This is a genomic window from Streptomyces sp. NPDC056231, from assembly GCF_048270745.1.
Lineage (GTDB): Bacteria > Actinomycetota > Actinomycetes > Streptomycetales > Streptomycetaceae > Streptomyces.
The window spans coordinates 139,256-158,633 of record NZ_JBLVKW010000002.1 but is presented as its reverse complement, the minus strand read 5'-3'; the positions used below and the strand labels follow the sequence as shown (position 1 = coordinate 158,633).

General features: G+C 66.9%; 18 protein-coding genes, 1 tRNA gene and 2 pseudogenes. 8 read left to right on the top strand and 13 right to left on the bottom strand.

What is annotated here, in order from left to right:
• The first annotated feature begins 37 nt into the window (after positions 1–37).
• On the top strand, positions 38–904 hold the full coding sequence (locus ACNPQM_RS02670; protein WP_418082706.1) for a GntR family transcriptional regulator: 867 nt from the start codon (positions 38–40) through the stop codon (positions 902–904).
• Positions 905–938: 34 nt separating this feature from the next.
• Positions 939–1,592 carry an HAD family hydrolase gene (locus ACNPQM_RS02665; protein WP_418082705.1) on the top strand — a complete coding sequence of 218 codons (654 nt, stop codon included), beginning with the start codon at positions 939–941 and terminating at the stop codon, positions 1,590–1,592.
• 405 nt (positions 1,593–1,997) lie between these two features.
• Here the strand turns inward: ACNPQM_RS02665 and ACNPQM_RS02660 are convergent, their stop codons facing one another.
• A complete protein-coding gene (locus ACNPQM_RS02660) occupies positions 1,998–2,657 on the bottom strand; it encodes a TIGR02391 family protein (RefSeq protein WP_418082704.1) in 660 nt (219 codons plus the stop codon).
• Positions 2,658–2,969: 312 nt separating this feature from the next.
• Positions 2,970–3,377 (bottom strand): hypothetical protein, encoded by a 408-nt coding sequence (locus ACNPQM_RS02655; RefSeq protein ID WP_418082703.1) that lies wholly within the window; start codon positions 3,375–3,377, stop codon positions 2,970–2,972.
• A gap of 351 nt (positions 3,378–3,728) precedes the next feature.
• Between ACNPQM_RS02655 and ACNPQM_RS02650 the strand changes: the two genes are divergently transcribed.
• Together ACNPQM_RS02650 and ACNPQM_RS02645 are read left to right on the top strand one after the other, a co-directional pair.
• On the top strand, positions 3,729–4,556 hold the full coding sequence (locus ACNPQM_RS02650; RefSeq protein WP_418082702.1) for a HEAT repeat domain-containing protein: 828 nt from the start codon (positions 3,729–3,731) through the stop codon (positions 4,554–4,556).
• Positions 4,557–4,601: 45 nt separating this feature from the next.
• Positions 4,602–5,015, top strand: coding sequence for a hypothetical protein (locus tag ACNPQM_RS02645; RefSeq protein WP_418082701.1), 414 nt, complete (start codon positions 4,602–4,604; stop codon positions 5,013–5,015).
• A gap of 72 nt (positions 5,016–5,087) precedes the next feature.
• Here ACNPQM_RS02645 and ACNPQM_RS02640 read toward each other — a convergent pair whose 3' ends face one another.
• The 4 genes and pseudogenes from ACNPQM_RS02640 to ACNPQM_RS02625 form a co-directional block, all read right to left on the bottom strand.
• Positions 5,088–5,210, bottom strand: coding sequence for an integrase (locus ACNPQM_RS02640; RefSeq protein ID WP_358857645.1), 123 nt, complete (start codon positions 5,208–5,210; stop codon positions 5,088–5,090).
• 223 nt (positions 5,211–5,433) lie between these two features.
• Positions 5,434–5,562, bottom strand: a complete 129-nt coding sequence (locus ACNPQM_RS02635; protein ID WP_418082700.1) for a hypothetical protein — start codon at positions 5,560–5,562, stop codon at positions 5,434–5,436.
• Between the two features lie 204 nt (positions 5,563–5,766).
• Positions 5,767–6,852, bottom strand: a complete 1,086-nt coding sequence (locus ACNPQM_RS02630; protein WP_418082699.1) for a glycosyltransferase family 2 protein — start codon at positions 6,850–6,852, stop codon at positions 5,767–5,769.
• Positions 6,853–7,493: 641 nt separating this feature from the next.
• A pseudogene (locus ACNPQM_RS02625) lies at positions 7,494–7,682 on the bottom strand (site-specific integrase); the annotation flags it as partial.
• 81 nt (positions 7,683–7,763) lie between these two features.
• Here ACNPQM_RS02625 and ACNPQM_RS02620 point away from each other — a divergent pair.
• Positions 7,764–8,861, top strand: a complete 1,098-nt coding sequence (locus ACNPQM_RS02620; protein WP_418082698.1) for a hypothetical protein — start codon at positions 7,764–7,766, stop codon at positions 8,859–8,861.
• A 415-nt stretch (positions 8,862–9,276) separates the two neighbouring features.
• Here the strand turns inward: ACNPQM_RS02620 and ACNPQM_RS02615 are convergent, their stop codons facing one another.
• The gene (locus ACNPQM_RS02615) at positions 9,277–9,618 is read right to left on the bottom strand and encodes a hypothetical protein (RefSeq protein WP_418082697.1); all 342 of its coding nucleotides are present in this window, start codon (positions 9,616–9,618) and stop codon (positions 9,277–9,279) included.
• A 561-nt stretch (positions 9,619–10,179) separates the two neighbouring features.
• Here ACNPQM_RS02615 and ACNPQM_RS02610 point away from each other — a divergent pair.
• A tRNA-Ser gene (locus tag ACNPQM_RS02610) sits at positions 10,180–10,268 on the top strand.
• Positions 10,269–10,532: 264 nt separating this feature from the next.
• Here the strand turns inward: ACNPQM_RS02610 and ACNPQM_RS02605 are convergent.
• Positions 10,533–11,006 (bottom strand): MarR family winged helix-turn-helix transcriptional regulator, encoded by a 474-nt coding sequence (locus tag ACNPQM_RS02605; RefSeq protein ID WP_358857650.1) that lies wholly within the window; start codon positions 11,004–11,006, stop codon positions 10,533–10,535.
• Between the two features lie 57 nt (positions 11,007–11,063).
• Here ACNPQM_RS02605 and ACNPQM_RS02600 point away from each other — a divergent pair, with 57 nt between their 5' ends.
• Positions 11,064–11,840, top strand: a complete 777-nt coding sequence (locus ACNPQM_RS02600; RefSeq protein WP_418082696.1) for an alpha/beta fold hydrolase — start codon at positions 11,064–11,066, stop codon at positions 11,838–11,840.
• 756 nt (positions 11,841–12,596) lie between these two features.
• On the opposite strand, the pseudogene ACNPQM_RS02595 reads toward ACNPQM_RS02600, so the two are convergent.
• Positions 12,597–12,974, bottom strand: a pseudogene (locus ACNPQM_RS02595) (replication initiator); the annotation flags it as partial.
• A 243-nt stretch (positions 12,975–13,217) separates the two neighbouring features.
• Between ACNPQM_RS02595 and ACNPQM_RS02590 the strand changes: the two are divergent.
• The gene (locus tag ACNPQM_RS02590) at positions 13,218–15,035 is read left to right on the top strand and encodes a glycoside hydrolase family 15 protein (RefSeq protein ID WP_418082831.1); all 1,818 of its coding nucleotides are present in this window, start codon (positions 13,218–13,220) and stop codon (positions 15,033–15,035) included.
• Positions 15,036–15,075: 40 nt separating this feature from the next.
• Here the strand turns inward: ACNPQM_RS02590 and ACNPQM_RS02585 are convergent, their stop codons facing one another.
• From ACNPQM_RS02585 to ACNPQM_RS02570, 4 genes are all read right to left on the bottom strand, one after another.
• The gene (locus ACNPQM_RS02585; RefSeq protein WP_418082695.1) at positions 15,076–15,915 is read right to left on the bottom strand and encodes an SDR family oxidoreductase; all 840 of its coding nucleotides are present in this window, start codon (positions 15,913–15,915) and stop codon (positions 15,076–15,078) included.
• Positions 15,916–16,588: 673 nt separating this feature from the next.
• On the bottom strand, positions 16,589–17,275 hold the full coding sequence (locus ACNPQM_RS02580) for a response regulator (protein ID WP_418082694.1): 687 nt from the start codon (positions 17,273–17,275) through the stop codon (positions 16,589–16,591).
• Positions 17,272–18,432: a sensor histidine kinase gene (locus tag ACNPQM_RS02575; RefSeq protein ID WP_418082693.1), complete on the bottom strand. Its 1,161-nt coding sequence runs from the start codon at positions 18,430–18,432 to the stop codon at positions 17,272–17,274. Before ACNPQM_RS02575 ends, ACNPQM_RS02580 begins: the two co-directional genes overlap by 4 nt.
• 27 nt (positions 18,433–18,459) lie before the next feature.
• Positions 18,460–19,248: a hypothetical protein gene (locus ACNPQM_RS02570; protein ID WP_418082692.1), complete on the bottom strand. Its 789-nt coding sequence runs from the start codon at positions 19,246–19,248 to the stop codon at positions 18,460–18,462.
• Positions 19,249–19,378 lie beyond the last annotated feature (130 nt).

The following is a 19,378-nucleotide window of genomic DNA, read 5'->3' as shown; positions in this document are numbered from 1 at the left end:
CTGCCCCAATGTCGGTTCGGCCGCGTACCATCGCTGCATGACGTTTGCTCCCGATCCCCTTGACCCTGATGACGACCGCCCGCCCTACGAGCAGGTGGCGAGCAGCCTCGGAGCGGCGATCCGGACGCGGAAGATCGCACCGGGCGAGAAATTGCCGTCCCACAAAGAGCTGACAGAGATGTACGGCTTCGCACGGGCGACGATCCAACGCGCTCTGAGGGAACTCGAAGACGAGGGCCTTGTGGTGTCACGCAAGGGAAGCGGCGTCTTCGTTCGCAACCGGACGGAACGGCCGGCAGGACTACGCCCGTACGTGGAGCAGGCGTTCGCGAGCAACGCCGTCACCATCGACTTCGCCGGATTCTCCAGCGAGACGCTCCACGGCGCGCTGCAAGAGCCGTTGGACAAGATCCGAGTCGGCAGGCTGACGCCGTCGAGCATCACCGTGCGCATACTCGTCCCGGACATGTCGGTGCCCCAAGCCGCCCCGGTACGCCGCGAAGACTGTGGTGATGACGAACGCCTGCGCACCCGGATGCACGACATCATGGTCGGTTACGCCCGAAGCATCCGTGACTCGATGGCGGAGTTGAGGCACCTGGGATTGGTGCCCGAAACCAGCGTCGACGTAAGAGTCCACAGCGGTACCCAGTTCTTCAAGCTGTACGTGATCAACCAGGAAGATGCTTTCTTCGGCTACTACCCGATCAAGCCCAACACGGTTGTAGCGCAAGGAGAAACCATCGAGATCTACGACCTGGTCGGGAAGGACACCGTTCTCTTTCACCACTCGGTCAATGACAGCGATTCGTCCAGCGGTGCACAGCAGGTCCAGCAGGCTCGCATGTGGTTCGACAGTGTCTGGGAGACCATCGCGAGGGGATTCGATCTCGATGGAAAGTGACCACCTCAGCGCAGCTCTGGCCGACACTGCGGCAGTGTTCTTCGACTTCGACGGCCCGCTGTGCGACGTGTTCGCCGGCCGCCCCGCGAGAGAGGTCGCAAGGGAACTGGCCAAACTAGCCGCCAGGGGCGAACCCGGTCTCAGCGGGAAGCTGAACGGGACGGATGACCCTCTCGAAGTCCTTCGACTCGCACACGAGGCCGACCCAGAGATGGGGATGGAGGTGGAACGCGCTCTCACCGCCGCCGAGATTGAAGCAGTCGGGGTGGCGGGGGAGCCCACGCCAGGGGCGGTCGCTGCGCTGGAAGCAGTTCGGGTAACGGGGCGGAAGATCGCTGTGGTGAGTAACAACTCCGCCGAGTGTGTTCGGGTATTCCTGGATCGGCACGGTCTGACGGGGCATGTGCTGGAGGTAGTGGGTCGCCCTGCAAATCAGCCGGGGCTCATGAAACCGAACCCGCATTCCCTCATTGCGGCTGCTGACGCACTCGGCGTCGACGTCACGCTGTGCGCCCTGATCGGCGATTCACTGACAGACATCCAGGCTGCTCACGCGGTCGGCTGCACTGCCATCGGCTACGCCAACAAGACGCGCAAGCGCCAAGCATTCACCCAGGCAGGAGCCGAAGCGATCACCGAGTCCATGCAAACCATCGCAGACGCGATCCGCCCCCAGCCGAACAGCTGAAGGATCGACTCCCCCAGAGCTGTTACAGGTTTCTCTACCTCATCAAGGCGCCTCGCTCCGCTCGCCGCGCGCTCCCCGGCTCACCGCCGGGGCCTGACGCTCCTGCCTTCGGCCCGCTCTGGCCCCGGCTACGCCGGTCGCGCGGCTAGAGCGAGCACCGCGGTGGGGAGAAACCCGCTGTGGCTGGGGCGGTCGGCTCCACGGCTTTAGCCACCTCCCCGGTTCGGGTCCCGCGTCGAGCAAGACCAGGGGGCCACTCGTTCAAATTCCGGGCAGGATCACAGCCTGCCCGAGTTGCCAGCCAGCGTACGGCCCCCTGATCATGCTCGACCCCAAACCGGGCAGGACACCGACCAAACCCGCTCCACCGACCTGTCGACCTTCCCGCTGCCCCCGAGGCAAAGACTACGGCCCGCTGCGAGGTGAGGCGAAAATGGTGCCGCGCTCATGTTTCAGTTGCGTCAAAATCAGACTCGCAAGGCCGAGCACCCCGAAAGCGTAATGCTTCAGATCGTCTCTCTGCTGAATTCTATGCCTGTCTACATTAGAGCAGGCGGCGGCAAACCCTCGCCCGAGTTGATGCCAACCTTCCTTCTCCCCAGGAGTCCTACCTAGAGCCAGGATTCCATTCTCTGGCTTCAACACCTGCGTCATGAGGCTGACGCCAAAGCTGTCATTCCCCAAGCCACTCCACAGCCGCACCCGATCCTCTACATATGTAGCAGCCAGCGACGCCACTGCCGACCAATCCTCGGCGTCGATGGCATGCTGGACGCGCGCACGAAGGCCTTCATCGACCGCGTAGACAAACTCTTTATCCACCTCACGGCTACGGGAAAAGTCCAGTTCAAATATCGCACTTTCCAGGATGCCCTCAGACTTTGAAGCATTCTGCCTGCGGTACACCGCAAACTTGTCCGTCTTCTCCTTTTCTGGCCAAAGTGAAGCGAACTCTTCAACCAGCGGGTGATCCGAGCCAAGGATACGGCGCAGCGCGAAGCTGGAAGATTTATGCCACGCTGGCCACTTATCCCACAAACTGTCGAATTCCGGATACTTCCGCATGTGAGCTATTTGGTCATGCAACGCCTTCAGTGCACGCTTTTTCCTCCACCTATTCACGGCTGCAGAATAGCCCAACTCGCTAGCACACAGGAGCACTTTAGCGACCGGTCCCCGGCGGAGGTATCAACTGGGCACATGAGAGCGGGCCCCGCGTTGCTGTGAGCAGCACGCTGAGCCGCACCAGATGCGCACCAGTTACAGCGGACAGGTACGGCCAATGTCGGTGCGAGAGCTTCCGCCTGAACAGGTAGACAGACAACCTTTCCCCTGGTGGCAACCGCATCCAGCCCAGACGGCCGCCGTTTCCCAAGCTCAGGTCGCAGGGGCAACCGACAGGACAGCCTCTACGAAGTTGTCTGGCGGCAGGTAGTCATGACCCTCGACGTAGTGAGAGATCAACTCAGGGGCGGCGTAGGCAATCTCTCTACCCATCACTCGTATCTCGGCACTTCCCTGAGGACAGTCGGCACGCGCTCCGAAAAGCCGGTAAGCGCACCACGGGCAGGAGTGTAGGCCGCGGGTTTGCTGGGCTCGGTGGGTGCGTCTCATGTGCTTCAGCGTCTCTACGAGGCCAGCGGGAGCAACGCCCTTCGGGTACCGCCTGCCGCGTGCAAGCCAGCCCACGTTCACCACCGAGACTCCGCGCCAGAGGCCTGCTGATCCTCCCTGCGGATTGTGTGCGAAGTAGGTGTACGGCGTCAGATCGGCGTAGTACGTCATGGGCGACTGTCTACCAGTCGAGCAGACGCCAGCGACCGCCCTATCAAAGGTTCGTATCGAGGGGTCGGCGTGCCACAACCGTGCCAGATCGAGCGGGGAACCACGGGGAACAGCGGTGAGTGGCAGGTAACTCGAAGCGGTCGCCCGTGGCCCGGAAGCCGCAGCTCACGGCGCATCCTCCTCACCTCGCTCCTAACGCGGTGCTCCTCTCAAGCTGAGCTTAGTCTTCGCCGACTTGCAGCAGCACGACGACGAGTCCGTTTAGGGCGGGCCAATCTAGACTGGCCCGGCGATGTGGGAGACGTGGGACGGGGGTGTTGTGCAGCCCTGCCGCAACGTGAGGGGCAAGGGATGGAGAACCAGTCAGCGTGGGATCAAGCCGCACCCCTTGACGAACTCGCGGCCGGCCTTGTGGGCCCCGACTTCGATTTCGATGCGTTGGAGGCTCTGCAGAGGGAGCTGACAGGCACGATGCATTCGGATTTGATCCCGCGCTTGGAAGCGCACCTGGAAGCGGCCGTGGCGGCGGGGAGCTGGTATGCCCGGTTTGTGCTTGCCGACATTCTCGTCGAGACGGCAGGCCGGTCGTCTCTGCCGGTGCTGCTGCGCGCCTGGTCCCGCGACTTGGGCGACGATCAGGACTCTCTGACGGCGATGCTCTCCGTACTTGCTCAAGAAGATCCCGCTGCCGCGCGCCGCACGCTCGTGCCCTGGGCGCAGGATCCGGACCCCGACCTGCGCCGGGCAGCGATCTGGCTGCTTGGCTACGTACCTGACCCTGCCGACCTCACCATGCTGGCTCACGCGGCACAGGACCCGGACGAGCGAGTTCGGAGCGTGGTCGTGGGGACGCTTGGCAGTCATGGTGCGAACCCGGCGGCCGTCGACCTGATGGTGAGCCTGCTGGCCGATCCTTCCGAGCAGGTACGGGTGTCTGCTCTCGACTCGCTCGGGTTCCGTCAGCAACCACGGACCCTGCCGGCTATCTGCCGCCTGGCAGAGGACAACAGTTCTCGAGTCCGCACCTGGGTCGCCATAGCCTTGAGGCGGTTCCCTGCCACGGAGTGCGACGTTGACCCCGCGGCGGCCGTGCTCGACAAGCTCGAAAGGGATCGCGACGCGCACGTACGCGAACAGGCGACAACCGCACGTCTTCGAGCGGCACAGCGCAGCCGATGAGCATTGCCCAACGGACCTCCACGTCACCTGCGCCAACTCTCAGCTGTGGAACGAAGAGCAGCTCTGGCCACTTTCGACGACACCCCGGACTACAACACCGTGGAACCTGTGACGGCCGAGGAGACGCGCGAGCCGCTCGGCACCGACAAGCTGACGCGTGCACACGTCAAGGATTTCGAGGCCTCCCCCGATCGCGGTGGGTTGGACGGTGCGCAGTGCTGCACGACGAAGAAAGCGCCTCTCAAGAGATCTAATTCTGGGGCCACTCAGGCGACTGAACTGCAGGCCCAGCACGCACCGCTGACATCCACGCCTGACATCAACGAGGGCGTACACAAACGCACCCAGGCACCCATTGGCGACGTGCGCGAGCGCGACTGCGGCCCTCACAGACGGGCAGTGCTCGAACTCCTAAAGCGGGTGTCGCAGGTTCGAATCCTGCCGGGGGCACAGCGCTAAGGGCCAGTTCGGAGGCTTGATCCTCTCGAACTGGCCCTTTCGCATAATCACGCCCGCGCCATGCACGTGCCACTACGGCCCGGCGTCTCCCTGCCGCTTGCGGATCATCGCCCCCAACCGGTCAGTGATCGCGCGGTCCCGGTCAGCCGTCATGTGCTGACAGATCAGCGCGGCGCGGGCGGTGCTGTGCCCCATGCACGTCATCAGCTCACGCGTGCTCGCCGTGGCAGCGACCAGGTGCGGCGGCCGAGGTGGCATCAGGACTCGCGAGTGAGTTCGCGATAGTTCAGAAGTTCCCTCGTGCCACAACCGCGCGAGATCGGGCGGGGACTCACGGGGAACCGCGGTTGCCGCAGGTGAACGGCCGTGGGCGCAACCCTCGCCGCCACCAACAGACTTGCAGGTAGTACTCGGCTGTTCACCGCCCCTCCAGGCTCTGGATGCCCACCGTGTCCTTCGGGTCCGGCGCGTGCTCGGAGCCGTGGCAGGCGGCCAGGGTGGCCACTCCCAGGAGCAGGAGGGCCACCACGGCCGTCTTGCGGATCACGATCAGGCGCGGCTCCGGCCCCGGGGCACTATCCGCATCACAGCGGTTCCAAGGGCCACCAGGGCGAAGGCCGTCAGGCCCAGCCACACACTGGTCATCAGTCCGATACCGGTAGAGGCCAACACCCCACCGCCCACAGTAGTTGCAGGGTTGTTGTACAAGGGTCCCTCCCAAATGATCTCTGACAGTTTCTGAAGCAACCTGCTACCAGGCGCGCTCACGGCGGAACACGGAGTCCAGGTACGCCTTGGCGTGGCAGGCCTGGAGCAGGAAGTCGAAGAGCAGTTCGTACATGGACGCGGCGAGGAGCATCCGCTTCCAGCCGAGCTCCCGTACGGTCACAACCCGCTCGATCACGAAGACGAGCGAGACCCAGAGCCAGAACTCGTTGACGTGGAACGAGTGCGAGGCCAGGGCGTAGGCAAGGGTCGCCAGGTACACGGCGGTCACGAGGACGCCGACCATGCTCAGGAGCTGACGGCCCCAGTAGCGCCACGTGATGCGCGTCAGGCCGTACTGGACGCAGTTCTCCACCGCTCCCCGCTTCCAGCGCAGTCGCTGGTCCCACAGGGCCTTCCAGGTCAGCATGACCTCGGTGGTGAGCGTGCAGCCCTCCGGCGAGAGCACTTGATAGCCCAGGTGCAACACCGCGAAGGTCAGCTCGTTGTCCTCGGTGAGCACCGAGGTGTCGTAGATGCCCCCGCGCCCGTCCCCGGCCGGGAGACGGCCCTCCAGGCGGGCCTGGGAGATTTGCCGCAGCACCTGCACCCGGAACATGGCCGCCGTGCCGGTGAGCACCAGGCACTTGCCGCCCAGGCGCTTCACGTCCCGCGAGTAGCGGGCGTACTCGTTGCGCTGGAGGTGGCCCACGAAGCCCCCGCCGGGTCCTCCCCGGAAGGTGCCGCCCACTCCCCCGTAGCCCTTCGCGAGGTGCTCCACCCCACAGGCCACGAAGCCGGGGTCCAGGGCGCTGTCCGCGTCCGTCACGAGGACCACGTCGTCGTCGTGCAGAGCGGGCAGCAGGCGGGCCAGGGCCTGATTCAGCCCTCCGGCCTTCTTGTGCCGGTTGCCCTGGGTCTCGAAGACCTCGGCCCCCAGGGAGTCCGCGATGGCCACGGTGGTGTCGGTGCAGTTATCCGCGACCACGATGACCCGCCACGGGGGCAAGATCTGCCCGTACAGCCCCTGGATGGAGTCCGCGATGGCGTCGGCCTCGTTGTGGGCCGGTATCAGGGCGATCACGTTGCGGATCTCGGCGGGCCTCAGGCCCGATCTTCGATGCTTCCCCATGGGTGCTTCCTGTGGAGTCGTTCTGAGATGGAATCGGCGGGGTCTCGGAAAGGGGTACGGCGGCCGGTTCCGAGATCACGGCGGGAGTCGTCTCCTCAGGCACAGGGGCTGTGTTGGTCGACGGTGAGAGTGATTCGCCCCCGGTCAAGGGCGTTGGCAGCGCGGCATGGTGGACGATCCGGAGTGACTGAGTGCAGCGCGTCAGAGCGACGTACAGGGCGCCCCGTACACAACGGTGGACAGACCGATAGCCGCAAGTCCGCACATGATGTCCCCCCTTACTCCATTGCGGACGGCGAAGATCACGGTCGTACCTACCGGTCGACCAGATGACCCCGCCCGCATTCCCCATGAAAGCTTCACGTGATCTACACGCGACGCCCGACAAATCGTACTGTCACGCGCAGTTTCCATAAGAGGCCACACCGTGACTCAGGCCGAGGGGGAGGTCGAGCCACCCACCGCAAAGCGGAACACACCTGCACAGTTCTCCCACCTTCAACCATTTTTGAGTGACGGACATCACGCTGAGCAGCCGCAGCGGCATGCCCGGCATGCCAACCGTGTTGTAGGCGCGAAAAGTTGACGGGTACGTGGTTCAAGCGCGCGCCTGACATCCACATCTCACATCAACGGCGCGGTCACTCACGGCCGGGGCCCCTCTTGAGCAGCCGGTCCGTGTGGCTGACGGCCTCGCGCCGCGTGTCCTGGACCACGTGCGTACAGACGTCCACGGTGATGCCGATCTGGCTGTGCCCGAGGATCTCCATCCCGACGCGGGGCGCGACCCCAGCCGCGTTGAGAGGCCCACACCGACGGCGATCATGGAGCCAAACTGAGCTGTGTGATCATGCACGGAAGATGACCAACCCTGAAGAGGGGCCGGTTGCGCGGGAAGGGCGGGGCCCATCGTGGGCAAGGGTGGGGAGTCCATACCGGACGAAGAGTGGGAGCGCTTCCTTCGGGAAGCCGAGGCGGGGACTAAGGGCGCGCCCGAGGAGCCGTCGGCGCGGGCCCGGATGGTGGCACAGCAGTTACGGGAGGAGACCGACCGACCGGAGCCGTGGCGGAGTCACCAACCGGCCCGGCGGCAAGGAGGTAAGGGCTGGTACGCGATCGGTCTGCTGGTTGCGGTCGCCTTGCTGGTCGTGGCGCTGGATCCAGGGCGGGTGGCTGGATGGTTCGGAGGCGGAGGCGGCGAGAGTGCGCCGCTCGCCGTGGAGTCGAAACGTCCGGATCAACCGCCGCCGACGGAAGCGGCAGCCCAACGTCCGACTGTGGAGGAGCCGTTCAGGGGGTCGCCCGCTGAGCAGTGGGGTGACGGGGCGGCTGGGATCGGCCTGCCTGAGGCACGCGCGACCGGCTGGATGAACAAGGGGCAGGTCGCGCAGGCGCTCGAGAAGACCCGGGACTTCCTCACCGCGTCCAGTCTGGATCCTGGGGTGCTGCGCGGGGAGCGGCCGAGGAAGGCGATCGCGTTGATCAATCCTCATCAGGAGGGTGTCCAGGGCTACCTGGCGACCGCGTTCCGTGCGCCCAGCCGGGAAAACGATCCTCTGCTGCTGTTCAGCCGGTTCGAGAAGACGAAGGCCCGGCTTGTCGGGGATGTGGTCAAGACACGAGGGCGGATCACGTACCGAGAAGGTAAGCGCGGTGCGGTCGAGGTGACCACCGATGTCACGTACGTATATCCGGTCGTACGCACTGCAGCGGGAAACGACGAAGTCGCGCGCACCATCGTGCGCCGCGAGGTCGTGATGAGTTGGGACGACCCGGCGAAGGTCATCGTCGAGCCGGGTACGTTCTCCCTCGTCTCCTACAAGGTGGACACCACCAACGGCGGCTGCGATACCTTCACCGGCTACTTCACCCCCAAGTTCAGCGCAGAGCGCGCGGTCTCGCGCCCGGGAGACGGCCCCGATGTCGACCCGTACGACCGGAGCACGTCGATGGAAACACGCATGCGGGAGGCCCGCGATGCGGGGTGCGGGACTGCCACACGGTCGTGAGTGGCCGTTGCAGGGACCCTGACCGACCGCACATGTTCAACTTCATCGTCAGGCTGCGCGCGTGGGCGCGTGCGGCCGACCTCCCATGCGCAGGTACGTGCGGTGGACGGTGCCACAACCGCGCCAGATCAGGCGGGGACTCACGGGGAACTGCGGCTGCTGGTGGAGACCACAGCCGGCAGCCGTCGAAGTCCGCGTCCAGCAGGTCAGGCGCCAACTCGCCCCACCACGCTGCCAGAGCGGTGCTCGTGACGAGTCTCACCAAAGCACCAGCGCCCTCCCGAGCCTTCCTGGGGCCGTGGAAGGGCGCTCAGCGATGACCGACGTCGACAACTGCCGACAACTCAGCAGCAGGCCAGGGCGTCGATCGATAAGTGGCCGCAGGTCATGGCCGCCGATGGTCAGTCGTGGCTGATCAGACGGGGATCCACTCAGGCCACTGTGGCGGGACGTTACTCACGGGGCAGCGGCCAGAGTCGCCGGGATAGCCATCCAGCGTCCCTTGGGTCGCGAAGAACCACCATGCCAGCCACACCGTCGCAACGACCACCAGTAGCGTCGGCAGTGAAACGCGGACCGCCGTTGGCACGTGAAGCACCAGGCGTCGGCCGATGGCCCGCGCCACGAGTCCAACGAGTGCTTCGGGTCCCACGAACAGAGGGAGCAAGAGGTTGAGTTCGAAGCGTCCGCCGGCCTCGTAACCCGCGTCGCAGTACGCGCGCGCCCAGACGGTCAGCGACCAGGCGACGAAGCCCACAGCAGCTCCGAACAATGCCGAGACCGCCCAGGGGAGACAGGAGTTGGATCTTGGCTTGGCTGCGTCCACGACATGACACGACATCGAACACAGCATTCACGGTTCCGAGATGGGCCAGTGAGTGTCCAACTGCGTGACAGCGCCGACAGACAGAGGCGGACAACCACGCACACCTCTGGACCACGCAGCAGGTGCCAAGGGGACCAGCCCAAGATAGTGCGCGTGCCCAAGTTGCTTCGGGACGAAGACCTCGTACTGCAATCCAGCGCGGGACTGCGGCCACACTCCGCTAGGGTGCGCCGCATGACCGGCGACGCCCCGGCTTGCCCCGAGTGCAGCCAGCCCATGGAGTCTGGTGGCTTCGTGCTCTCCAGTCGGGCAGACGATGGTCGGCGGACGTGCCGGTCCCTGTGGAGGTGTATCAGTCGGCATGTCTGGTGGAACTGGGCCGACCGGCCGGAAGAACCGCTGGAGGTCTGCCCCGTGCCAGAGCTGTTCTGCTGACATCCATCGCTGGCATCCACGGCTACGGACAGCGGCGGCTACGGGCGGTCGCCCCTGGCCCCGGTGCAAGCAGTATGAGCCCGCCGCGCCCGGGATGGATCGAACTCCTCAAGCGGGTGTCGCAGGTTCGAATCCTGCCGGGGGCACAGAGAGGAGGGCCAGCTCAGGAGGGATTCCCTCCCCGGCTGGCCCTTCGGCGCTCCAGGGGTCCGTGCCACAGGCGTGCCACTACGGGCCCCGCAGCGCCCTCCTGGGAAGGTTCGGAAACACTCCCCCACTGACCCGGATCATGGCACCGAGCCGATCCGCGACGGCCCGGTCCCGGTCGCTGGTCATGTACTGATAGCCGCGTACGGCCAGTTGTCGTGCCACTCTCCGTAAGCGATCTCGCTGACGTCATACGGTCTGGTTCAGTCGACGTCGACGTTGCCCATGACTTCGAGGAGGCGGGAGAGGACTCGGAGGCAGGCGTCGATCTCGGTGTCGGTGAGGTCACCGCCGGCCTGACGCAGCACTGCGCGCTCGCGATCGATGACGGCGGTGATGGCGGTCTTGCCCTGTTCGGTCAGCCGGATGAGGGATGACCTCTTGTGGGCCGGGTTGGGGGCGGACTCGACCAGACCTCTTGCGGCCGCGTCGTTGACCATGCGCTGGACGAACTGGCGGCTGAGCGCCTGCGCCCGACCCATCTGAGGGACGGTCATGGGCCCGTGCTCGCGAAGCAAGTTGAGCACGGCCCGCACCCCCACCGACAGCCCCTCGGCGGACATGTCCTCCTCCACCTTGCGCTGGGTGCGCCGGTACAACGGCCCCACCAGGTCGAACACCTCGGTGAGCCGGTCCGTCAGCTCTTCGGACACCAGGCCGGAATCTGTTTCATTCACGCCGCCATGATGACACCTTGGTTGCCATTCTCCTCCAAGAATGACACCTTGGTTGTCATGAACGATCTATTCTGGCTCGACACCGGCGCCGGCCAACCCCTCGTCCTGCTGCACGGCGGCTTCCTGGACCACCGCATGTGGGACGACCAGATATCCGCCCTCGCCGCGCGCTACCGCGTCATCGCGCCCGACGCCCGCGGTCACGGCCGGTCCGCCAACGCCACCGAACCGTTCCGGCACACCGACGACCTCGCCGCGCTGCTAAGACACTTGCGCATCGGGCCCGCGGTCCTGGTAGGCGTCTCCATGGGAGGAAGCACCGCGGTCGACACCGCACTGGAGCATCCGGAACTGGTCAGCGCCGTGGTCGTCAGCGGCGCCGGGACGAGTGAGCCGACCTTCACCGACCCCTGGACCACCCGAACCTGGGCCACCTGGCAAACCGCGATGGCCGCCGGCGACCTGGACGCCGCCGTCGAGGCATTCACGCTCTTCGCCGCGGGCCCGGACCGCACCCTCGACGATCTCGCCCCTCAGGTCGTCGGCCGTCTGCGCGAGATGAACCGCGGCACCCTGGCCAAGCACACCGCCGACGAACCCGACCTGCGCATCCCTGTCCGCGACACCTGGAACCGCATCGCCAAGATCGACGTGCCTGTGCTCGCCATCAACGGCGTCCTCGACTCCCCCGATCACATAGGCATGGCCGAACGTCTCACCCACACCGTCGCCACTGGTAGCGCGATCTCGATCGACGGGACCGCCCACTTCCCCAACATGGAACGCCCGGAAGCGTTCAACAAGGCCCTCGAAGACTTCCTGCGCACCTTGTGACCACACGGCCGACTGCGCAGCCCCGCGATCACTGACCATCACAAGTGGCGGCCGGACGGCTCCCCACTGACTGGCCGCCGGCGCGGAATCCCAACTGGCCACCCTCACACCGGCAGCGTGGAGGCCGGTGGAGTGCAGCGAGGCACACGCGCGCCTGGTTGGTCGGCGCACCCGCAGTCGTGGCCGGCTGTCGTCGCGGGATTGGTCCAGATGCCCGGCGCCCCGGTCGATGCGATCAGGGCGATCGGCAGGGCTGAGCCGATGCTGCGGCCGCGGACGTCGGGGTGTGCGTATGCCGGAGTGCTCGACCACTCCGGCATACGCATACCGGTCGGACATCGGGACCGAGGCGACCCAGCCCAGCGCTGCCTGATGCGTCGAGCGCAACGTGTCGGTGCTGGGACAGCTTGGCGGTCTCGAAAGAAGAAAGCGCGTGATGCTGGGGCTTTGAGGAATCGGCAGGATCTACACATGCGTCGTTGCCGGAACAACGTGACGCAGCTAGATCAAGAAGGCAGGGTATGGAACCGGATCCCTCGATATGGGAGTTGCTGGTCACGTTCCTCTTCGCTGGGATCATCGCCGTTGTGACGATGTCGTTGATCATGTTCCCAATCATTGGGTTCGGGATCTGGATTGTGTCGCGAGTGCGCCGCAGACGTAGCGGCAGCGGCTAGGACGTGTTTCGAAAGTAGCGTCGTCCGCCCGCCCGGCAGCCGGGACTTTCGAAACACGCCCTGGTCCAGGCGGCTCCACCTACGAGACGACGAGTGCGCGTGCTCGAACGGCTGGCCTTTGCCGTAGCTGCTCGGCTCGCCTGTGCCGCAACCGCGCCAGATCGGACGGGGGGCACGGTGAAGCACGGCGGTCGGCAGTGGACAAGCTCGTGTACGTCGAAGTGGGCACTGCGCAGGTCAGCGACAGATTCGCCCCACCTCGTTCCTCATCCACGGGGCCGAAGGACGGGGCGGTGAGAGTTGCGAAGAAGCGGGGGTGGTCGCGCACGGTGTGCGGGGTGCCCTTGGCGACGTCACCGCCGGTGAGTCCGGCGCGGATGAGGTGGAAGGTGTCGCCGGCGTAGATCCAGGCGCAGGCGGGACGGCAGGGGGCGTAACAGTCACCACAGGCGACGCGGTCGCTCTCCTCATGGCCTGGCAACCGGTTCCTGACTCGCCGGGCCTCACGCCCGCCTCCGTCGCCCGTTCATCGCTGCCCAACAGGCCGGAGCCGCGCTCGGGCCGGTCGCCGTCGTCATCGGCACCCTCACCTCCTGACGCCGGCCGTGTCGCACCGCTCGCCCCTCGTGCCGCATCCCATGGCAGCCTCGCCGCACAGGGCGGACAGTGGGATCAGGAGCGCCAGGGAAGCGAGATGATCATGGACCGTTACCCGCCCATTGCCGACCACGGCCTCGTCGGCGACCTGCAGACCGCTGCTCTGGTGTCGTCCCAGGGGGTCGTCGACTGGTTCGCGGCTCCCCGCTTCGACTCGCCCAGTGTCTTCGCCGCCCTGCTCGACCACGACCGCGGCGGCTACTTCCTGTTCGCGCCGGAAAGCCGCACCACCACCTACAAGCAGCTCTACTACCCCGACACCGCAGTCCTGGTCACGCGGTTCATGTCACCGGACGGGGTCGGCGAGGTTTTCGACTGCATGCCACCGGATCGCACCGGCACCCCCACGGACAGGCATGTGCTGATACGCGGAGTGCGGGCGGTGCGCGGAACGGTGCGCTTCACTTTGGAGTGCCGTCCGCGCTTCGACTACGGCCGGGCCACCCACCATCTCGACTTGCAGGACGGTACCGCCACGTTCCATGCACCGAACGTCACCGCCTTTCTGCAGAGCACCTTCCCCTTGCAGCAGGACGACAGGGACGTGCGGGGTTCGGTGACCTTGAGGCCGGGTGAGGTGGCCGCAGCGGTGTTCACCGTCGACGGACCCGATGGTGACCCTCCGCCGCCGGTCACCCCGGACTCGGCGATGGAGCGGTTCTGGGAGGTGGTGGACTTCTGGCAGCGCTGGGTGCGCTCCTCGCGGTACCGCGGCCGGTGGCCGGATGTGGTGCACCGCTCGGCCATCACGCTCAAGCTGCTCACCTATGCGCCCACAGGTGCGCCCGTCGCCGCCGCGACGATGGGTCTGCCCGAGCAGATCGGGGGCGAACGCAACTGGGACTACCGCTACACCTGGGTCCGCGACGGCTCCTTGTCCGTGCGTGCCCTGCTCGACCTGGGGTTCGCCGAGGAGGCCGCGCAGTTCACGCACTGGATGGGAGACCGCCTCCAGGCTCGGGAGGGCGTCGATGGCGAGCCGCTGCAGATCATGTACCGCGTCGACGGAGACCCCGAGGTGCCGGAAGAGGTTCTCTCGCACTTCGAGGGCTATCGGGGTTCGTATCCGGTGCGGCTGGGGAACGCGGCGGCCGATCAGTTGCAGCTGGACATCTACGGGGAGGCGCTCTACGCCTTGTCGGAGGGGCGAGAGGTCACCATGGGAGGCAGCTACCACGGCTGGAAGAACCTCGCGCGCACGCTGGACTGGCTCGCCGATTCCTGGGACCGCCCCGACGAAGGCATCTGGGAGACCCGTGGCGGGCGCCAGGACTTCACCTTCAGCCGGGTGATGGCGTGGGTGGCCTTCGACCGGGGGCTGCGCCTGGCGAGAGAGCACAGCCGTCCCGCCGACGCTCCTCGTTGGACCGCGGCCCGCGACGCGATCCTCGAACAGGTGATGGAGCGGGGCTGGAACGAGAAGGAACAGGCCCTCGTCCAGCACTACGGAAGCGATGTCCTCGACGCTTCGCTGCTGCTCATTCCGCGCGTCGGGTTCCTGGCGCCCAGGACGGTGAGCTGGCTCTCCACCTTGGACGCGATGGAACGCACACTGGTGTCGGACAGCCTCGTCTACCGCTACGACCCTGCGGCCTCGCCGGACGGTCTGCGGGGCTCCGAAGGCACCTTCAGCCTCTGCACCTTCCTCTATGTGGACGCTCTCGCCCGCGCCGGGCGGATTCGTCCGGCGCGCTATGCCTTCGAGAAGATGCAGACCTACGCCAACCATGTCGGCCTGTTCGCCGAGGAAATCGGCCCCAGTGGCGAGCAGTTGGGCAACTTCCCGCAGGCTTTCACGCATCTGTCGCTGATCATGGCCGCCACCACCCTGGACGACGCACTCGACCAGCAGCGCGACTGAGAACCACGGTCCCGGCTGTCGCCCGGGGTCGCTCAGCGGTTCAGCCGCCGGTGGCGAAACCGGGAAAGAGGGTCATGCCGCCGTCCACGTAGAGGGTGGTGCCCACCACGTAGTCCATGAGGTCCGAGGCGAGCCCGACGACCGCGTGGGCGATGTCGTCCGGATCGCCGACGCGCCTGTAAGGAATCAGCTGCAACAGGTCCTTCTCGGCGTCGGGCGTGTCCCAGGCGCTGCGATTGATGGGAGTCCTGATGGCTCCCGGAGCAATCGCGTTGACCCTGATCCTGTGGGGAGCGAGTTCCTGGGCGAGCGTCTCCATCATCATGTGCACGCCGCCCTTGGAGGCCGCGTAGTTGACGTGGCCGGCCCAAGGGATGACTTGGTGCACCGAGCTCATGCAGATGATCTTCCCGGCCGCTCGCGACACCTCGGGGACGACGCCCCTTCTCAGGAACTCCTTCGTCGCCTCCCGGGCGCACAGGAACTGGCCGGTGAGGTTGACGTCCAGCACCTTCTGCCACTGGGCCGTCGTCATCTCGGTGAACGGAGCGTCGCGCTGCAGCCCGGCGTTGGCCACGAGGATGTCGATGGTCCCGAAGTCCTGCACCATCCGCTCGATCATCCCGACGACCTGGTCCTCCTGGGACACGTCGGCCTCGTACGCCATCGCGCGCACCCCGAACCCGGAGATCTCCTCGACGACCTGCTCGGCCTCCTCGCGCCCGGCGACGTAGTTCACGACCACGTCGGCTCCGGCGCGCCCCAGGCCGATGGCCGTCGCTTTACCGATGCCGGAGTTCGCGCCGGTGACGAGTGCCTTCTGGCCTTTCAGCAGATGCGAGGGAATGACGCCCTGAGGGGCTACCTGAGTCACGCTCACGCCGGTTCTCCTCCTCGACTGGCTGACATCACGCCCCCATGTGAGTCAGGTCGGCTCCTGTCGACACCGAACCATCCGAAAGCCCAGGCCACACGCCGGGCACGGACAGATTGCGCCGATCGGTCGAACGCGACCGGGCCTCGGGGACATGGGACTCCGGCGCCAATCGGCAGCGCAGCCTTTCCCGGAGTGCGAGGGTTTCACGGGGTCGCTGACCATGATCGGCGACGAGCTGGGTGAGCCCTACGACCGGCCTCCCCTGTCAAACCCGATCTACGAGTACCGCCTCATCTCGCTGGGGTCTCCGGGCCCGGCATCCATCGGCTGGTGGCGAACGGGTGATCTCTGACCACCGGCCTGAGGGCCTTGCGAAGTGATCTGCACGTCCGGTGTCCGGGGCCCGGTGTCCGGGGCCCGCGGGGACAGTACGCTGATTCCGGCGGGACCGGGCCCGCCCGACGGATGTCCGGGAGGAGCGTCATGACTGCCGAGACGGTGGCCCGAGGCCCGCAGACGACGAACCGGCCCGGCCCCGGTACGCGACCTGGTCGGCCGCATTGCGTCGCTGAACGGGGCTTCCCCCACGCCCCAGTACACGGGCCGAGAGGCCCTCGGCGCCTTGGCCGTCGTGATCGGACAGGCCGCAGGCTGACGGGGGCGCGATGCGGGAACGTCACGCTCCAGGCCGCCGGTCGCCTACGAGCCCGGTCTCGTAGGCGACGATCACGAGCTGGGCCCGGTCACGCGCGCGCAGCTTGGCGAGCAGACGCCCGATATGGGTTTTGACCGTGGCCAGGCTCAGATGGAGATGCTCAGCAATCTCCGTGTTGGACAGCCCTCGGGCGATCAGGCCGAGCACCTCCCGTTCCCGGCCCGTGACCCCGTCCAACGAGCGATGCGGTGGCCGCTCCGGCTCCGGGCGGCGGGCGAACTCCGCGATGAGGCGGCGCGTCACCGAGGGGGCGAGCAGTGACTCACCCGCGGCGACGACGCCGATAGCTGTGAGGACATCGGCGGGCGGGGTGTCCTTCAGCAGAAACCCCGCGGCGCCGGCGCGCAGGGCCCCGTAGACGTATTCGTCCAGGTCGAAGGTGGTGAGGATGAGGACGCGGACGGCGGACATGGAGGGGGCCGAGCAGATCTGGCGGGTCGCGTCGATGCCATCAAGTTCCGGCATGCGTACGTCCATCAGCACGACGTCCGGCTGTTCGTGGCGCGCGAGGTCGACCGCTTCCCGGCCGTTCGCGGCCTCGCCCACGGCGATCATGCCGGGCGTGTGGTCGACCAGCACACGAAAGCTGCCGCGCACCATCGCCTGGTCGTCGGCGATCAGTACCCGGACCGAGGTCTCGCCAGTCACCCTTGTCGCTCTCCTTCCACAGGCAGCCGGACGGACACGGCGAATCCGCCATCCGGTCGGGGCCCCGCCGCGAAGCTGCCGCCGTACATCATCGCCCGCTCTCGCATCCCCAGCAGGCCGTGCCCGCCCGGCAGTTCACCCCCCGCCGGTCGACGGCCGGCCGGTGGGCCCGCGTCGGTTATGTCGATACGGATCTCGCGCGCATCCGCCTCGACCGTGACGCCGCAGCGGGTTGGGGCCGCGTGCCGCACGCAGTTGGTGAGGGCCTCCTGGACGATCCGGTAGACGGTCAGCTGAGTCCCCTCGGCCAGGCCCTGCGTGCCGTTGACCGTCAGGTGGACCTCCACCCCGGCCCGGTCCGCCTCCGCGGCAAGCGTGTCCAGGCGACCGAGGTCCGGAGCCGGCCCCAGGGGCGCACCCGAGGTGCGCAGTACGCCGAGGGTGCGCCGCATCTCGATCAGCGCGGAACGGCTGGTCTCCTCGATGACCTTGAGTGCGGCCCGTGCCTCCTGCGGCGCGGCCTCCGCGACATGACCGGCGACGCCCGCCTTCACGGCTATGAGGCTGAGATTGTGCGACACGATGTCGTGCAATTCACGGGCGATCCGCAGGCGTTCCTCGTCCAGCGCCCGCTCCGACCGACGCCGTTCCTCTCGCCTGGTCTCCACGCGACGCCCGCGCACGATGAACCCCGCGCACCAGCCCCCGCCGATCACGAGCAGCACGAGACCGGCCACTCCCACGGCACCCCGCCAGTCCTCAGCCGGGGTGACCACCGCTTCGCCGACGTAGACGGCGCCGCCCGCAATCGGCAACGCCCATACAAGCGCGGGCACGGATCGGCGTGCGGGTTCGGACAGAGCTACCAGATAGGCCGCCAGGCCCGCGGCGGCGTACGGCTCCCGGGTGATGTCGAGGAACGACGCCGCGGCCAGCGCGGCAAGCACCATGCCCAGAACGGCGAGCGGCCACAGGCGCCGTACCGCGACCGGCAGGCCGACCGCGGCGGCAACCAGACAGCCCAGCCAGAACGGGCCTGTATAGGCGGGCTGACCGTCATCGGCTGTCAGCCGGACGAAGCTGACGTATACGGCAGTCAGGGCCAGCGCCGCGGTGAGGTCGAGAGCGTAGAGATGGCGGCGGCCCCTGGGCTTCATGCCCCGACCGTATCCGTACGCACCCACTCAGCCGGCCTGCCCGAAGAGCACCATCAGCCCGAGCGTCACCAGAGAAAGCGGCACCCAGCGCAGCACCGCCGCTCGGCTGGGGCGGGGCCCCTGGCACAGCAAGGCGCAGCCCCACGGCACCAGGCCGGCACACAGTCCCGCCAGTGCGACCAGCGACAGGGGCGTCGTCCCCTTGAGGACCCCGAGCGGCAGCGCCGCGGCCAGACCGAGGGCGACGGCTCGCACCGGGCCGAGCACACGGGTGCGCCACGCCCCGAGGGCGAGCACGACCCACCCCGCGACGATGGCGAGATTCAGCGCGGAGAACACATGGAAGGCTCCGTAGCCGGCCGAGACCGCCTGGCCGGCGGACTCCACTCCCTGAGAACGCACCAGCTGGAAGGCCAGATGGTCCACCCCGGCATGGAAGGCGCGGGCGAACAGCCCTGAGATGACCAGCAACCCGCCCCACAGCCCCCAGCCCGCGCTGCGCGCGCCGATCCGGGTGGCGACCACGGCTACGGCAGGCCAGAGCAGCACACTCCCGGCAGCGAAGAGGCTGTATGCGGCCGCCATCAAGGTGGGATGCTGCGCATACGCGGCGAGCTGGTCCGGGTAGAAGAAGTGGAAGCGGGCTCGCAGCAACGCACCCGTCAGCATCAGGAGCGGCGCAAGCACCATGGCGGCGCCCCCCACCCAGCGTCCAGGGAAGCCGGCGGTCCCCCATCGCTCGACAGGCAACGCGGCGCGCAGCCAGGCGCCGACGGATGTAACCGGGTTGGCCGTGGGGGCCGTTGGGTTCTTCATGGGTACGACGATGCCTTCGCCTCCCCTGCGGAGGCGTCGGATCAGGGGCTGGATTACGGGATCAGACCTGGGTATGACCCGTCGGGGCTGCGAACGCTTCCGGTCCGCGCACAGTCGCCCGACTCCAACC